Consider the following 13367-nt stretch of genomic DNA (forward strand, 5'->3'; position numbering starts at 1 on the left):
CTGTTTGGCGCTTGAGGCATAATTCTGCTTGATCAGGGAGTGAGCAAGTGACTGACATACATATTGACCACAGGGTGCTCAGTGAGCTGCAGGAGGTCATGGAAGATGGCTACCTGCAGCTGGTTGAAACCTTTCTGGAAGATTCCGGGCGGCGTCTTGACGCACTTCACGGCGCCAGGAACGCCGATGAGCTTGGCGTGGCCGCGCACAGTTTCAAGGGCAGCAGCAGCAACATGGGCGCGGTCGGGCTGGCGCAGCTTTGCCATCAGCTGGAGGAGCGGGTCAAGCAGCGCTCGTTCAATGGCATAGAAGAACTGATCAACCGCATCGACCAGGAGTATCTGGAGGTGCAGCGTTTCTATCAGGGCGAACGCAAGCGTGTTTCCGCAGGCTGATCGGGCAGTTGGCTCGACTTTTGCCTGTATGTGCCTTAACGATACCTTTGTTTCTGGCGCGGAGACCCCTCAATGCCTGTCGCACCTAATCCTTTGTTGCAAACCAGTACGCTGAGCAAGCCGTCGCGTGCGGGTTCCTCGCAGGTGGACAAGCCGCTGCAGGCGGCGGGCGGGCAGGGCGGCGGCTTCGATCAGGTCATGGCCAGGCAGGGCAATGACAAAGCGCAGGTCCGTGATGACAAGGTCGCCCAGGCCAAGCCCAAGGACAAGAATGAGGTCGGCCAAGGCGGCAAGAAAGAGCCTGCCGACAAACCGGCGGCTGCCGATGACGGCAATAAATTGCCAGCGGACGATCAGGCGCAAGCCAGTACCGATAGCGCACCTGGCAGTGATTCGACCTCGCTGGATGCCAGCCTGGTGGCGGGCCAGGTGACCGATGCGCAGCCGGGGGCACAGTTGCTGCAAGCCCAGGCTGAAGCGGTGGCGCCGGTGCTTCAGGCGGCGGGCCAGCTACCGCAAGCTGCGATAACCGAAGCGCTGCCCGAGGATCCGGCAGCGCAAGCCTTCGACCCTGATGCCGACCCGTTGGCCAACTTGCCGACCCTGCGCCTGGCGCTGGAGCAAAGCGCTCACGCCAAGGGCACGACCTCGGCCCACGCCGCCGACCCCTCCCAGGCCAGTGCCGAGGATGGTCAGCCTGCCGTCAATCCCTTGGCGAACTTGATCGACAAGGTCGAGGCCGAGGCAGGGCAATCGGAAACCGGTGACAAGGCCTTTGGTGCGTTGCTCGACGATGGCCTCAAGGATACCAAGAGCGCTTCCAGCGACACCCGGATCGACGATTTCGCCAACCGCTTGGCGAGCCTGACCCAGGCTGCCACGGCCAAGACCGCCAATGCCGTGCCGGTGACCGGCAACCCGCTGCACCAGCCATTGTCGATGAACCAGAACGCCTGGGCTGAAGGGCTGGTCAACCGCGTCATGTACCTGTCCAGCCAGAACCTGAAGTCGGCGGACATCCAGTTGGAGCCGGCCGAGCTTGGCCGGCTGGATATCCGCGTCAACGTCGCTGCCGACCAGGCGACCCAGGTGACCTTCATCAGCGGCCATGCAGGCGTGCGTGATGCGCTGGACAGCCAGGTGCATCGCTTGCGCGAGCTGTTTGCCCAGCAGGGGCTGGCGCAGCCGGACGTCAACGTGGCTGACCAGTCGCGCGGGCAGCAACAGCAAGCGCAGCAGGACGGTTCACAGTTGTCCGGCGTTGCTGCACGGCGGGCTCAGAATGGCGGTGGTAGCGAGCAGGGTGAGCTCGCTGACGCCACCCGGCCGGTCGAGCATCAGGTCGTGGTCGGCGACAGTGCCGTCGACTTTTATGCGTGAGTTGCTGTTCTCTGCCATGGCCGGTCGCAGGCGATAGGGCCGGTCCCGGCAAAAATCCTCAATCTGGCATAACACTTGCTCAAGCCACGTCATCCTCATTTGAAACCCCGATGGACGACGGATTATTGGCATGGCGAAGAGCGACGCAGTGAAAGACCCCGCCACTAAAGGCAAACTCAAGCTGATCCTGCTGTTGGTGCTGGCCCTTCTGCTGGCGGTCGGCCTGTCGGTGGGCGCGACCTGGTTCTTCATGCACAAGAGCGAGTCGGCTCCAGCGGCCGATCCGGCAGCGGCCAACGTCAAGCCGGCGGCAATCTACGAGCCCCTGGCGCCGGCCTTCGTGGTCAACTTCAACCAGAACGGCCGCCAGCGCTACATGCAGGTGAGCATCACCCTGCAAGGGCGCAACCAGGCTGACCTGGATGCCCTGAAGGTGCACATGCCGGTGATCCGCAACAACCTGGTGATGATGTTCTCCGGGCAGGGCTTCGACACCTTGGCCGCCAGCTCCGTGGGCCAGGAGATGCTGCGCCAGAAAGCCACCGCAGTGGTTCAGGAAGTGGCGCAGAAGGAAGTCGGCAAGCCGGTGATAGACCAGCTGCTGTTCACCAATTTCGTATTGCAGTAGGAGTCCGCAATGGCCGTACAGGACCTGCTGTCCCAGGATGAGATCGACGCCCTGCTGCACGGCGTCGATGACGGGCTGGTACAGACCGAGAGCGCTGCCGAGCCTGGCAGCATCAAAAGCTACGACCTGACCAGCCAGGATCGGATCGTGCGCGGTCGCATGCCGACCCTTGAGATGATCAACGAACGTTTTGCCCGGTACACCCGTATCAGCATGTTCAACCTCCTGCGTCGCTCCGCCGACGTTGCGGTGGGGGGTGTGCAGGTGATGAAGTTCGGCGAGTACGTGCATTCGCTGTACGTGCCGACCAGCCTCAACCTGGTCAAGATCAAGCCGCTGCGCGGCACTTCGCTGTTCATTCTGGACGCCAAGCTGGTGTTCAAGCTGGTGGACAACTTCTTCGGGGGTGACGGTCGTCACGCCAAGATCGAAGGCCGCGAGTTCACCCCCACTGAACTGCGGGTGGTGCGCATGGTGCTGGACCAGTGCTTCATCGACCTCAAGGAAGCCTGGCAGGCGATCATGCCGGTCAACTTCGAGTACATGAACTCCGAAGTCAACCCGGCCATGGCCAACATCGTCGGGCCGAGCGAAGCCGTGGTGGTGTCGACCTTCCATATCGAACTGGACGGTGGCGGCGGCGACCTGCACGTGACCATGCCCTACTCGATGATCGAGCCGGTGCGCGAGATGCTCGATGCCGGTTTCCAGTCCGATCTGGACGACCAGGACGAGCGCTGGGTCAAGGCCCTGCGCGAAGACGTGCTGGACGTTTCGGTACCGCTCAGTGCCACGGTTGCCCGCCGTCAACTCAAATTGCGCGATGTGCTGCACATGCAACCGGGTGACGTGATCCCGGTGGAGCTGCCCGAGCACCTTGTGCTGCGTGCCAATGGCGTGCCGTCGTTCAAGGCGCGCCTGGGCTCGCACAAGGGCAACCTGGCGCTGCAGATCATCGACCCGATCGAACGCCGCTGACGGCGTGCCGGTCGCTCACTACGAATTGAATGCCTGTCGAGGACATCATGGCTAACGAAAACGAGATTACCTCCCCGGAAGAACAGGCCCTGGCCGATGAATGGGCTGCGGCGCTGGAAGAAACCGGTGATGCCGGCCAGGCTGACATCGACGCGCTGCTCGGCGGCGACGGCGGTAGCGCCGGTGCCGGCCGGTTGCCGATGGAGGAGTTCGCCAGCTCCCCCCGGCCCAAGGAAAACGTCAGCCTGGAAGGGCCGAACCTGGACGTGATCCTGGACATCCCGGTGAACATCTCCATGGAAGTGGGCAGCACCGAGATCAACATCCGCAACCTGCTGCAGCTCAACCAAGGCTCGGTGATCGAGCTCGACCGCCTGGCCGGCGAGCCGCTGGATGTGCTGGTCAACGGCACCCTGATCGCCCACGGCGAGGTGGTTGTGGTCAACGAGAAGTTCGGCATCCGCCTGACTGACGTGATCAGCCCCAGCGAACGCATCAAGAAGCTGCGCTGAGTGAAGGGCACGATACGGGCTGTCACGGCCCTTGCCGCGCTGCTCGCCAGTGAAGTGGTGATCGCCGCTGCCGCACCGGCCGTGGTGGCCACGCCGCCAGCCGCAGCGCCCGGCAGCCTGGGTGGGCAGCTGGCGCAAATGGTGCTGGGCCTGCTGCTGGTGGTGGGCCTGATCTTCTTTCTGGCCTGGCTGCTGCGCCGGATGCAGGGCGCAGCACCCAAGGGCGGCCAGGTGATCGAAGTGATCGGCAGCCGCGCCATTGGCCCGCGTGACCGGCTGTTGCTGGTGCAGGTGGGCAAGGAGCAGCTGCTCATCGGCCACACCCCAGGCAGCATCGAAGCACTGCATGTGCTGGCCGAGCCCGTGCAAGTGCCGGCCAGCGCCCGCCAGGCGACGCCGGAGTTTGCCCAGCGCCTCATGGAGCTGATGGGCAAGGATCATAAGGACAAGAAGTGATGAGCGGCGCGCTACGTACCCTGTCGGGCCTGTTGTTGATGCTGGTGCTGCTGTTGGCAGCGCCTTTGGCCCTGGCCGCCGACCCGCTGTCGATCCCGGCCATCACCCTGTCCAACGGCCCGGACGGGCAGCAGGAATACTCGGTCAGCCTGCAGATCCTGCTGATCATGACGGCGCTGAGTTTCATCCCTGCGTTCGTCATCCTGATGACCAGCTTCACCCGAATCATCATCGTGTTCTCGATCCTGCGCCAGGCCCTGGGTTTGCAGCAGACACCGTCGAACCAGGTGCTGACCGGCATGGCGCTGTTCCTGACGATGTTCATCATGGCCCCGGTGTTCGACCGGGTGAACCAGGATGCACTGCAGCCGTACCTCAACGAGCAGATGACCGCCCAGCAGGCGATCGACAAGGCCCAGGGGCCGCTCAAGGACTTCATGCTGGCGCAGACCCGGCAGAGCGACCTGGACCTGTTCATGCGCCTGTCCAAGCGCACCGACATTGCAGGGCCTGATCAGGTCCCGCTGACCATCCTGGTGCCGGCGTTCGTCACCTCGGAGCTCAAGACCGCGTTCCAGATCGGTTTCATGATTTTCATCCCGTTCCTGATCATCGACATGGTGGTCGCCAGTGTGCTGATGGCCATGGGTATGATGATGCTGTCGCCGTTGATCATCTCGTTGCCGTTCAAGATCATGCTGTTCGTTCTGGTCGATGGCTGGGCGCTGATCATGGGCACCCTGGCCGGCAGTTTCGGCGGCGTCTGACGCCGTCAAGGAGAGCCTTGCATGACCCCTGAAGTTGCCGTCGACCTGTTTCGCGACGCCCTGTGGCTTACCACGCTGATGGTGGCCATTCTGGTGGTGCCGAGCCTGCTGGTCGGCCTGGTGGTTGCGATGTTCCAGGCTGCCACGCAGATCAACGAACAGACCCTGAGCTTCCTGCCGCGCCTGCTGGTGATGCTGGTGACACTGATCGTCGCCGGCCCTTGGCTGACCCAGAAGTTCATGGAGTACATCACGGGCCTGTACACCAGCATCCCGCAGCTGATTGGTTGAGGCGGCCATGCTGGAGCTGACCGACGCACAGATCGGCACCTGGGTCGCCACCTTCATCCTGCCGCTGTTCCGGGTGACCGCAGTGCTGATGACCATGCCCATCTTCGGTACCCGCATGCTGCCGGCGCGCATACGCCTGTACGCAGCCGTGGCCATTACCGTGGTGATCGTGCCGGCGTTACCGCCGTTGCCGGAATTCGACCCGCTGAGCTTGCGTGGCATGTTGTTGTGCGGTGAGCAGATCATCGTCGGGGCATTGTTCGGTTTTTCGTTGCAGTTGCTGTTCCAGGCGTTCGTCATCGCCGGGCAGATCATCGCGATACAGATGGGTATGGCGTTCGCATCGATGGTCGACCCGGCCAACGGCGTCAACGTGGCGGTGGTCAGCCAGTTCATGACCATGCTGGTGAGCGTGCTGTTCCTGGTGATGAACGGCCACCTGGTGGTATTCGAAGTGCTGACCGAAAGCTTTACCACCTTGCCGGTCGGTCACGCGCTTGTGGTCAACCACTTCTGGGAAATCGCTGGCCGCCTGAGCTGGGTATTTGGTGCCGGTCTGCTGCTGATCCTGCCGGCAATCGCCGCGCTCCTGGTGGTGAACATCGCCTTTGGCGTGATGACCCGCGCTGCGCCGCAGTTGAACATCTTCTCTATCGGGTTCCCGCTGACCCTGGTGCTGGGTATCGGCATCTTCTGGGTGGGCCTTGCCGATATTCTTCCGCACTACCAGGCATTGGCCAGCGAAGCGCTGCAATGGCTGCGTGAACTGGCGAGGGCGCGCTGAGCATGGCTGAGAGCGAGAGTGGTCAGGACAAGACGGAAGACCCCACCGACAAACGCAAGCGCGATGCGCGCGAAAAAGGTGAGATCGCCCGTTCCAAGGAGTTGAACACCGTGGCGGTGACCCTGGGGGGCGCGGGTGGTCTGCTGGCGTTCGGCGGGCACCTGGCCGAGACGCTGCTGGAGATGATGCGCCTCAACTTCAGCCTGACCCGTGAAGTGATCGTCGACGAGGGTGCCATGGGCGCCTTCTTGCTGGCCTCGGGCAAGATGGCGATCTGGGCAGTGCAACCGGTGCTGATCCTGCTGTTCGTGGTGGCGTTCATTGCGCCCATCGCGCTGGGCGGTTTCCTGTTCTCCGGCAGCCTGCTGCAGCCAAAATTCAGCCGCATGAACCCGCTGTCGGGGATCAAGCGCATGTTCTCGATGAATGCCCTGACCGAGCTGCTCAAGGCCGTTGCCAAGTTCGTCGTCATCCTTGTGGTGGCGTTGGTGGTGCTGGCCAACGACCGCCAGGCGTTGCTGGCGATCGCCAACGAGCCGCTGGACCAGGCGATCATTCATAGCGTTCAGGTGGTGGGGTGGAGTGCATTGTGGATGTCGGCGGGGTTGTTGCTGGTGGCTGCGGCAGACGTGCCGTTCCAGCTTTGGCAGACGCACAAGAAGCTGAAGATGACCAAGCAGGAGGTCAAGGACGAGTACAAGGACAGCGAAGGCAAGCCTGAGGTCAAACAGCGGATTCGCCAGTTGCAGCGCGAGGTATCGCAGCGGCGGATGATGGCTGCCGTGCCCGATGCGGATGTGATCATCACCAACCCGACCCATTATGCCGTGGCGCTGCAGTATGACCCGGAGAAGGGTGGGGTGGCGCCGTTGCTGCTGGCCAAAGGTACGGATTTCATTGCCTTGAAAATCCGCGAGATTGGGGTCGAGCACAAGGTGCAGATTCTCGAGTCGCCTGCGCTGGCGCGTGCGATCTACTACTCCACCGAAATCGAACAGGAGATTCCCGCAGGGTTGTACCTGGCGGTGGCGCAGGTGCTGGCGTATGTGTTCCAGATCCGCCAGTACCGGTCCGGCAAGGGCAAACGGCCGGAGCCATTGAAGGAAGATTTGCCGATACCGCCGGATTTGCGGCGTGATAGCTGATGGCGGAGACGGTGCGCCATTGTGTGTTTGAACGTGTCGAGATCAAACGCCGCCTGCGCGGCGCTTAATCTTAACCGCGTGATTGATAGATGCCCACCGGAAACGATCACCTACAACATCCCGGGCCCTGACCGGGCGACGGTTTCTTAGTCTCACGTCAGCAGTATTGGCTCGGTTCCAGGTTGTTTAGGAGAAGTACTAACTTATCAAATCCGATGCCATGCTGCTGGCATGCCTTGGGAAAAAGGCTGTGGCTTGTCAGTCCGGGGAGCGTGTTAAGTTCAATAAGGTATGGCTCGGTATTATGGATGATGAAGTCCGCCCGAAAGTAATCAAGCTCAAGTGCGTCGGCGATAGCAGAGCAGCAGTTGTTGAGTTGTTGGTGGGTAGCCCTGTCCAGCGTGGTGAGGGTGGCAGTTGTCTTGCTGGATATGAATTTTGCTTCATAAGAAAAGAAGTCACTTTCGAAAGCAAGTGAATATATAGGTAGCGTGGTTTTTTTGAAATAGCACACAGATAGCTCCGGCCCATTTATGAATTCTTCTACTAGAACTCCGCTATGGAATTGTGCTGCTGTAGTGATCGCATCCTGGAGGTCTGTTTCAATGTCGCGGACCAGCGATACGCCGAAGCTACATCCCTCACGGTTCGGTTTGACAATGCAGGGTGTCCCTAGTTGTGCCTTGATTTTCTCAATGCAGAGGTCGTCCCCCCTTCTGGAATAGAGATAGTTTGCGACATTGATTCCTAGCCCCTTTGCAATATGTTTCGTTAGAAGCTTGTCCATACAGATTGCGCTGGTTTGTGGGGAGGGCCCATTATATGGGATGCCTTGCCCTTCTAAATATGCTTGTGCCATTCCATTTTCGCCGAAGCCGCCATGAAGCGCCAAGAAGACTCTAGTAAATTTGCCAAGGTCCAGACGAAGCAATTCTCTATAGTCCGATATGGTGAAGATCTCATGACGGATGTGAGAAATTTCTAACGACTGCGAGACGGCTTGGGAAGTTTGAAGGGAGACTTCCCGCTCTGAGGAGTCTCCGCCCGTTATAATTGCGATATGCTCATCCATTTCATTTTTTCCTATTGTCTAGTTGGGTAAGCTGCAGCACTGTTTGTGAAAGCGACTCTGCGCCATCTCGAACGGTTTTGATGTCCATGTCACTGGTGAAGGAAAAGCGGATCGCGCTGTTGGCCCTTATTGCGTCGTGCCCAATGCCAGTGATGACGTAAGAGGGGGCAAGATTGTGAGAGTTGCAGGCGGAGCCGGAAGAGATGCAAACGTTTCTCAAACAGCTGATCAAGGTTTCTGAGCGGATTCCGGTAATGGAAATATTCAGGATGTGGGGGATCGATACGGTGTCTGGAGAGTTGATTTCGTACGTGATCTCATGCTTGTTTAATGTTTCAAGGATTGCGTTTTTAAGTTGTTTCGCTGCAGTCCATGATGCAGGGTAATCCCTGTTATTTAATCGGCGTGCAGCCGCACCGAATCCGGCGATGAGTTGAGTGGGAAGTGTTCCGCTGCGGAGTGAAGATTGACCGCCGCCAAATGTGAGGGGGCGCAATCGAGACATACAAGATGAAGAAACATAGAGCGCGCCTATGCCCTTGGGGCCCTCAATTTTATGGGCTGAAATCGAAGCGCAATCCACACCGAGTTGTTTTACGTTTATAGGAAGCTTACCGAGGGCTTGGGCGGCATCGATATGAAACAGAGCATTTGATTTTTCTAATGCTTTTTTTATTTCTACAAGGTTTTGAAAGGTGCCTATTTCAGAGTTTACGTAGGAGATGGAAAGCAGTGATGTGTTCGCGTCCAACAGCTTGCGTAGATGAGGTAGATCGACACGGCCGTTTGAATCGACTTTCATTCGTCGAACTTCTACATTGCGTTTTTCTAATTCTTCGGCGGCTAAAAGGCTAGATTTGTGGTCAATGGGGCAGATGATTATATTGCTATTTGAGTCGGGTGGGGCGCTCCCAAGAATCACGATGTTGTTGCTTTCTGTCGCGCCTGATGTAAAAATTATTTCAGCTGGTGTGGAACCTATTAGCTCAGAAATATGCGAAGCGCTTTCAAGGATGGCACTCTGTGCAAGGCGGCCTAAGATGTGGGTCGAAGAAGGATTTCCGTAATTAGATTTACTGAATTTGAGCATTTCATCTATTACAACATCAGCGCACGGAGTAGTGGCTGCTGCATCTAAATAGATTAATGAGTCAGGTAGCATGACTGGCCTCTCAAGTTCTATAAGTGACGATGTGGATGCCTTTGCTATATATGTCATCAACCGTAAGTTCTCCACTACCTCCCAGATCTGCTACCAATACGCTTAGCGGTTCGAAGTCGTAAAGTGAAAGGGCTATTTCGACGCCTTTCCTTATGGGGGCGTGGCATTCATTGGGGGCGAGAAGAATCAAACTTCGAGCGCCTGCTCTGTAGGCTTCGGAAATCATCTCAGTTATTTCGCCTGCGCAACCAGTCATTCCGCAACTGACCAGCGGTAAAGAGGTGCCAGAAGGGTCAGTGAATGAGATTTCGGACATGTCTGGTTGCTCTGGAATATATCGTTTCGCGAGTTTCCCTTGCTTTACCAGCCGTGAAGCCTCATTTTGAAAACGGTTTTTCAACCAGGTCTCAGGGAAGCAGAGTGCATGCCTGCGGCTGCATGTAATATTTTGGATGGTTAGGGTTGAGGATAAGTTAAGATGCGCAAGGTAGCTTCTAGGGAGTTCCTTGAAGCCGTCGTAAAACTCGGTCCTGTAGTCGCAAGCCGAATCGTTGCTTGGGACGTATTGCCAATCGTTAATTAAAAGGAGCAGTTTTGCGTTTTTGTTGTTGTTGATTATGTGGTGTTCTGCGAACTCTATTGCTAATTTCCAAGAATAGGTGGGGAATATGCCCACCCGCTGCTTTACTTGTGATTTCAATGTGGGATCTTGTATGTCCTCGAAGATGCCGGGCGCTAGCCTATCGCTCTGCTTATCATAAAATAGCATGAAGTGACCGGCCATAATATGAACGGAACCTGAGGGGGAGGCGTTCATGAAGCTGCAAATGTTTTTTTTAAGCTCGTGTTCGCTGAATGCAAAGTTTTCATGTGTTGTTATTTTGTGCATGACTTTATCCTTGCAGGCGATGCCGCGGTTGAGATGGCTAGTGTTTGAATGCGTTAGACAGGTCGCGAATTAATTCATCCGGATCTTCAAGGCCAAGGTATATCCTCGCGCATTCACTGTTAATGCCTAGTCGTTTTGCTGATGGCATGTCGTGCGTGTCAACGAGATTAATGAGGCTTATTGCGCCGCCCCATCCGTAGCCAATCTTTATTATATTTAGTCGGTTCAGGCGACATATAAGTTCGTCACGAGAGCATGAAAACTCAGCGGTGAGTAGGCTGTTGAATCCAGAGATCATGGAGTTTTGTAGGTGAAGCTCAGTGTTCTGAAGAATGGGATGGATCACTTGTTTTAAAAGGGGCATTGGCTGAAGGCTTCGAAGCACCTTGCGAGTTGTGCTCATTTGGAACGATAGGCGAGCGCCCAGTGTGCTAATTGATCGAATAGCTGCTGAGCAGGCTTGTGAGCTCACATGATTACCTATTAGTGCGGAGGTGATTTTCAAATTCAAATGCAAATCTTTTCGCTTGGTTGTTAGTGCTCCGAGAGAGATGCCCTCTACCGCCCCGTGGTATTTGCTCAGTGATATCAAGCTAATATCCGCGCCGAGTGACAGAGGGTGGTGAAATACTGATCCCGCCCACGTGTTGTCGGCGACAATTAACGCTGGATGGTCGTGTCGTGATTTGACAATTGCGCGGATATCTATCAACTCATAGGTGAATGCACCAGGGTTTTCAAAGATGATTAACTTTGTCTTAGAGGTTAATTTGCTTTTTAGGGTTGCGGCTTCGTTGGGTGTGAAGTACTCAATTGTTACGCCTATCGTTTTAAAGTAACTCAGCAGCCATTGTGTGGAGTAAACGGTGGTGTCTCCAGCAAGTACGTGATCACCCGGTTTTAAAAATGTTGACAGGAGCAGGTTGAATGCGGATTGCCCGGAAGGTGTTAAAACTGTGAAGTTGCCTTTTTCAAGGTCGGCTACCCGCTGAGAGAGTTGGCGAGTGGTTGGAGTGTCGACGCCGCCATAGTACAGGCCGTTGAAAAGATCGTGGTCTGTATCCGCCAGGCTTTCCTTATTGATGGGCGGCAGCTGATCAAAAGTGTCAACTAAATAGCTGGTGCATTCCATGGCTGGCGTTTGCGTGGATAGAATTTTTCCTACAGGGAAGAGACCAGCCTGTGCCAGTTTGCTAAGCATCATCTCAGGCATCGGTTGCCTCGAACTCATTGAGGAGATGGATTATTTCCTTTACTTCGCTAGTCTGAGGTGGAGAGACATTGGGTAAAGGGTACTCGAGGGAGGCTTCGCCGAATCTGTGGAAACATTCCAGCAGTTCCCCTTCGGGAGTGCCCCAGCGTAGGTAATTTTCATTCTCGCTTTCGCGGCAACTCCGCAGGGGGTGCTGGACTGCCCAGTTTGCGCTTAGGGCAACAGGTTGTCCTGTCTCCCGCTTAAGCGCTATGAGACCATTCAGTAAATTTCGGCGGCTATTATGTGCTTCACCCAAGCCAAAAAGTAGTGCGCACCCACAAGCGATATGGTTTGCTGCCATAAAGTCCAGAGCTTCTAAGAATCGGTCTCTCCACGTTCGTTTTTTGCCGTCAACGTCTTTGCTCATACCTCCAATTTCTTGTGGTTCAAGCGTTTCGAGCCCGATGAAGATATACCTCAGGCCACATTTGGCTAGTCGTTTAATTATGTCTTTTTTCCTAAGAATCTGATCAATGGTGAATTGGCCTCCAAAAACGATTTCTAATGGGTCCTTCTCAAGCAATTGACATAGCTGGGCGATTGCGACTGGGCTACCACTAAGGAGTATAGAATCTTCGACGAATGCGCTTGCTCCCTTGTTGGGATGATCTTGTTTTACCGCGATAATTGTCTCTTTGAGTTGGTTGTACAGTCGTCGCGGGGCGCCTTGAATTTCTTGGATGTTTCCAGCAATGCTCCGGCGTTCACTGCAAAAATTGCAGTCATAGATGCACCCGGGACCAGTATCGCTGAAAACATGTGATGTCATGCGCCCCTGGAAAACATCAAATGAAGCGGTCACCCCAAACGTACCGACTACCGAGGGCAGGTCGTCGTGCTTCAGAGGGTTGCCATCACTTACAAGTGTTTTATCGATATGCGGGAAGTCAGCGATCCACCGCCCTTCAGTTTTCGTATTTAAATTTTCTGCAATGAACATTGTAGGGTTTTGATTGGAGCGACTAAAAAGCTCTCCGATCTCTGCAATCAATTTTTCCGCTTCGCCGGAAATTATGACGTCGAAAAGTGGGGGGATCTCAAGCTCTCTAATAAGGCGTCCGGGCGAGGCTCGATGGTGTTTGACAAGGGAAGGTGACCTTCTTCTTTCGTCAGAAAGGTAGATCGTTTCATTTATATGACGCCCACCCAGTATGATCAGTACTCTGCTGCCGAGCATCTTTCTTGCGAGTTTTGCACATTCAACTGCGCCAGGCATGCAGAGCGTCATGGCGCCAATGAACAGAATATTGGGAAGAGATACGTGTATTAAGTTTTCGAGACGATGCAAGTCGTCCAGTGAGTACATGAGCAAAAAGTGTTCTCTCAACTTTTTGTCAGGTCGCCCCCAATTGCTGTTTGCCCAAGCGCCTTTACTTTCTTGCGCAAGGCTTGCCGCGCAGCGGCATGCGTTGAATAGGCTGACAGGGTCAGTGCTGTTCAACGCCCTGCCTGATTTGCAGCCGCTGATGCACTCCGGTGCTGAGATCGCGATCGCTCGGATCCGGAGATCCGGCGCGGCGTCTAGGGGCACGCTAGAACGCTCGCCCCGGCTCCCCCCTTTGGTGATCTGTAAAGCCATGGTCTTCCTTTCCTGGAGATCGGCAAATGCCGTTGTTATTGTTGTTGGATATTGGATACAGTAGCCAAAATTTC

At 56.1% G+C, this 13367-nt stretch carries 15 protein-coding genes; 10 read left to right on the forward strand and 5 right to left on the reverse strand.

Features of this window, described 5'->3' with window-relative positions:
• The first annotated feature begins 47 nt into the window (after positions 1–47).
• The 10 genes from ACIPZC_RS13775 (at position 48) to flhB (ending at position 7336) form a co-directional block, all read left to right on the forward strand.
• Complete coding sequence (locus ACIPZC_RS13775) at positions 48–395, forward strand: Hpt domain-containing protein (RefSeq protein WP_241804574.1); 348 nt, start codon at positions 48–50, stop codon at positions 393–395.
• 72 nt (positions 396–467) lie between these two features.
• Positions 468–1775, forward strand: a complete 1308-nt coding sequence (locus tag ACIPZC_RS13780) for a flagellar hook-length control protein FliK (RefSeq protein WP_400627492.1) — start codon at positions 468–470, stop codon at positions 1773–1775.
• A 130-nt stretch (positions 1776–1905) separates the two neighbouring features.
• Positions 1906–2403, forward strand: coding sequence for a flagellar basal body-associated protein FliL (gene fliL / locus ACIPZC_RS13785; protein WP_039601488.1), 498 nt, complete (start codon positions 1906–1908; stop codon positions 2401–2403).
• 9 nt (positions 2404–2412) lie between these two features.
• Complete coding sequence (fliM, locus tag ACIPZC_RS13790) at positions 2413–3381, forward strand: flagellar motor switch protein FliM (protein WP_012315514.1); 969 nt, start codon at positions 2413–2415, stop codon at positions 3379–3381.
• Between the two features lie 47 nt (positions 3382–3428).
• Positions 3429–3893: a flagellar motor switch protein FliN gene (fliN, locus tag ACIPZC_RS13795; protein WP_241804571.1), complete on the forward strand. Its 465-nt coding sequence runs from the start codon at positions 3429–3431 to the stop codon at positions 3891–3893.
• Positions 3894–4349 carry a flagellar biosynthetic protein FliO gene (fliO, locus tag ACIPZC_RS13800; RefSeq protein ID WP_241804570.1) on the forward strand — a complete coding sequence of 152 codons (456 nt, stop codon included), beginning with the start codon at positions 3894–3896 and terminating at the stop codon, positions 4347–4349.
• Positions 4349–5116: a flagellar type III secretion system pore protein FliP gene (gene fliP / locus ACIPZC_RS13805; RefSeq protein WP_241804569.1), complete on the forward strand. Its 768-nt coding sequence runs from the start codon at positions 4349–4351 to the stop codon at positions 5114–5116. Before fliO ends, fliP begins: the two co-directional genes overlap by 1 nt.
• Positions 5117–5137: 21 nt before the next feature.
• A complete protein-coding gene (gene fliQ, locus ACIPZC_RS13810; protein ID WP_012315510.1) occupies positions 5138–5407 on the forward strand; it encodes a flagellar biosynthesis protein FliQ in 270 nt (89 codons plus the stop codon).
• A gap of 7 nt (positions 5408–5414) precedes the next feature.
• Positions 5415–6191: a flagellar biosynthetic protein FliR gene (fliR, locus tag ACIPZC_RS13815; RefSeq protein ID WP_241804568.1), complete on the forward strand. Its 777-nt coding sequence runs from the start codon at positions 5415–5417 to the stop codon at positions 6189–6191.
• A gap of 2 nt (positions 6192–6193) precedes the next feature.
• Entirely contained in the window at positions 6194–7336 is a 1143-nt protein-coding gene (gene flhB, locus ACIPZC_RS13820) for a flagellar biosynthesis protein FlhB (RefSeq protein WP_267817694.1), read from the forward strand.
• A 157-nt stretch (positions 7337–7493) separates the two neighbouring features.
• On the opposite strand, the gene ACIPZC_RS13825 is transcribed toward flhB, so the two are convergent.
• The 5 genes from ACIPZC_RS13825 to ACIPZC_RS13845 are packed head-to-tail and all read right to left on the reverse strand — an operon-like array spanning position 7494 to position 13293.
• Entirely contained in the window at positions 7494–8408 is a 915-nt protein-coding gene (locus ACIPZC_RS13825; protein ID WP_400627497.1) for a D-alanine--D-alanine ligase, read from the reverse strand.
• A gap of 1 nt (position 8409) precedes the next feature.
• Positions 8410–9570 carry a cysteine desulfurase family protein gene (locus ACIPZC_RS13830; protein WP_400627499.1) on the reverse strand — a complete coding sequence of 387 codons (1161 nt, stop codon included), beginning with the start codon at positions 9568–9570 and terminating at the stop codon, positions 8410–8412.
• 10 nt (positions 9571–9580) lie between these two features.
• Positions 9581–10459: an LPD16 domain-containing protein gene (locus ACIPZC_RS13835; protein ID WP_400627501.1), complete on the reverse strand. Its 879-nt coding sequence runs from the start codon at positions 10457–10459 to the stop codon at positions 9581–9583.
• Between the two features lie 37 nt (positions 10460–10496).
• The gene (locus ACIPZC_RS13840; protein ID WP_400627503.1) at positions 10497–11672 is read right to left on the reverse strand and encodes an aminotransferase class I/II-fold pyridoxal phosphate-dependent enzyme; all 1176 of its coding nucleotides are present in this window, start codon (positions 11670–11672) and stop codon (positions 10497–10499) included.
• Positions 11665–13293, reverse strand: a complete 1629-nt coding sequence (locus ACIPZC_RS13845; RefSeq protein WP_400627505.1) for a B12-binding domain/radical SAM domain-containing protein — start codon at positions 13291–13293, stop codon at positions 11665–11667. Before ACIPZC_RS13845 ends, ACIPZC_RS13840 begins: the two co-directional genes overlap by 8 nt.
• Positions 13294–13367 lie beyond the last annotated feature (74 nt).

This window comes from Pseudomonas sp. NPDC089743 (assembly GCF_044748785.1).
Lineage (GTDB): Bacteria > Pseudomonadota > Gammaproteobacteria > Pseudomonadales > Pseudomonadaceae > Aquipseudomonas > Aquipseudomonas putida_X.

What these genes read in the sequence shown, in the direction of transcription:
- ACIPZC_RS13780 (WP_400627492.1), top strand. Translation starts at nt 468, where the DNA reads ATGCCTGTCGCACCTAATCCTTTGTTGCAAACCAGTACGCTGAGCAAG.
- fliL (WP_039601488.1), top strand. Translation starts at nt 1,906, where the DNA reads ATGGCGAAGAGCGACGCAGTGAAAGACCCCGCCACTAAAGGCAAACTC.
- fliM (WP_012315514.1), top strand. Translation starts at nt 2,413, where the DNA reads ATGGCCGTACAGGACCTGCTGTCCCAGGATGAGATCGACGCCCTGCTG.
- fliN (WP_241804571.1), top strand. Translation starts at nt 3,429, where the DNA reads ATGGCTAACGAAAACGAGATTACCTCCCCGGAAGAACAGGCCCTGGCC.
- fliP (WP_241804569.1), top strand. Translation starts at nt 4,349, where the DNA reads ATGAGCGGCGCGCTACGTACCCTGTCGGGCCTGTTGTTGATGCTGGTG.
- fliQ (WP_012315510.1), top strand. Translation starts at nt 5,138, where the DNA reads ATGACCCCTGAAGTTGCCGTCGACCTGTTTCGCGACGCCCTGTGGCTT.
- fliR (WP_241804568.1), top strand. Translation starts at nt 5,415, where the DNA reads ATGCTGGAGCTGACCGACGCACAGATCGGCACCTGGGTCGCCACCTTC.
- flhB (WP_267817694.1), top strand. Translation starts at nt 6,194, where the DNA reads ATGGCTGAGAGCGAGAGTGGTCAGGACAAGACGGAAGACCCCACCGAC.
- ACIPZC_RS13825 (WP_400627497.1), bottom strand. Translation starts at nt 8,408, where the DNA reads ATGGATGAGCATATCGCAATTATAACGGGCGGAGACTCCTCAGAGCGG.
- ACIPZC_RS13830 (WP_400627499.1), bottom strand. Translation starts at nt 9,570, where the DNA reads ATGCTACCTGACTCATTAATCTATTTAGATGCAGCAGCCACTACTCCG.
- ACIPZC_RS13835 (WP_400627501.1), bottom strand. Translation starts at nt 10,459, where the DNA reads ATGCACAAAATAACAACACATGAAAACTTTGCATTCAGCGAACACGAG.
- ACIPZC_RS13840 (WP_400627503.1), bottom strand. Translation starts at nt 11,672, where the DNA reads ATGCCTGAGATGATGCTTAGCAAACTGGCACAGGCTGGTCTCTTCCCT.
- ACIPZC_RS13845 (WP_400627505.1), bottom strand. Translation starts at nt 13,293, where the DNA reads ATGGCTTTACAGATCACCAAAGGGGGGAGCCGGGGCGAGCGTTCTAGC.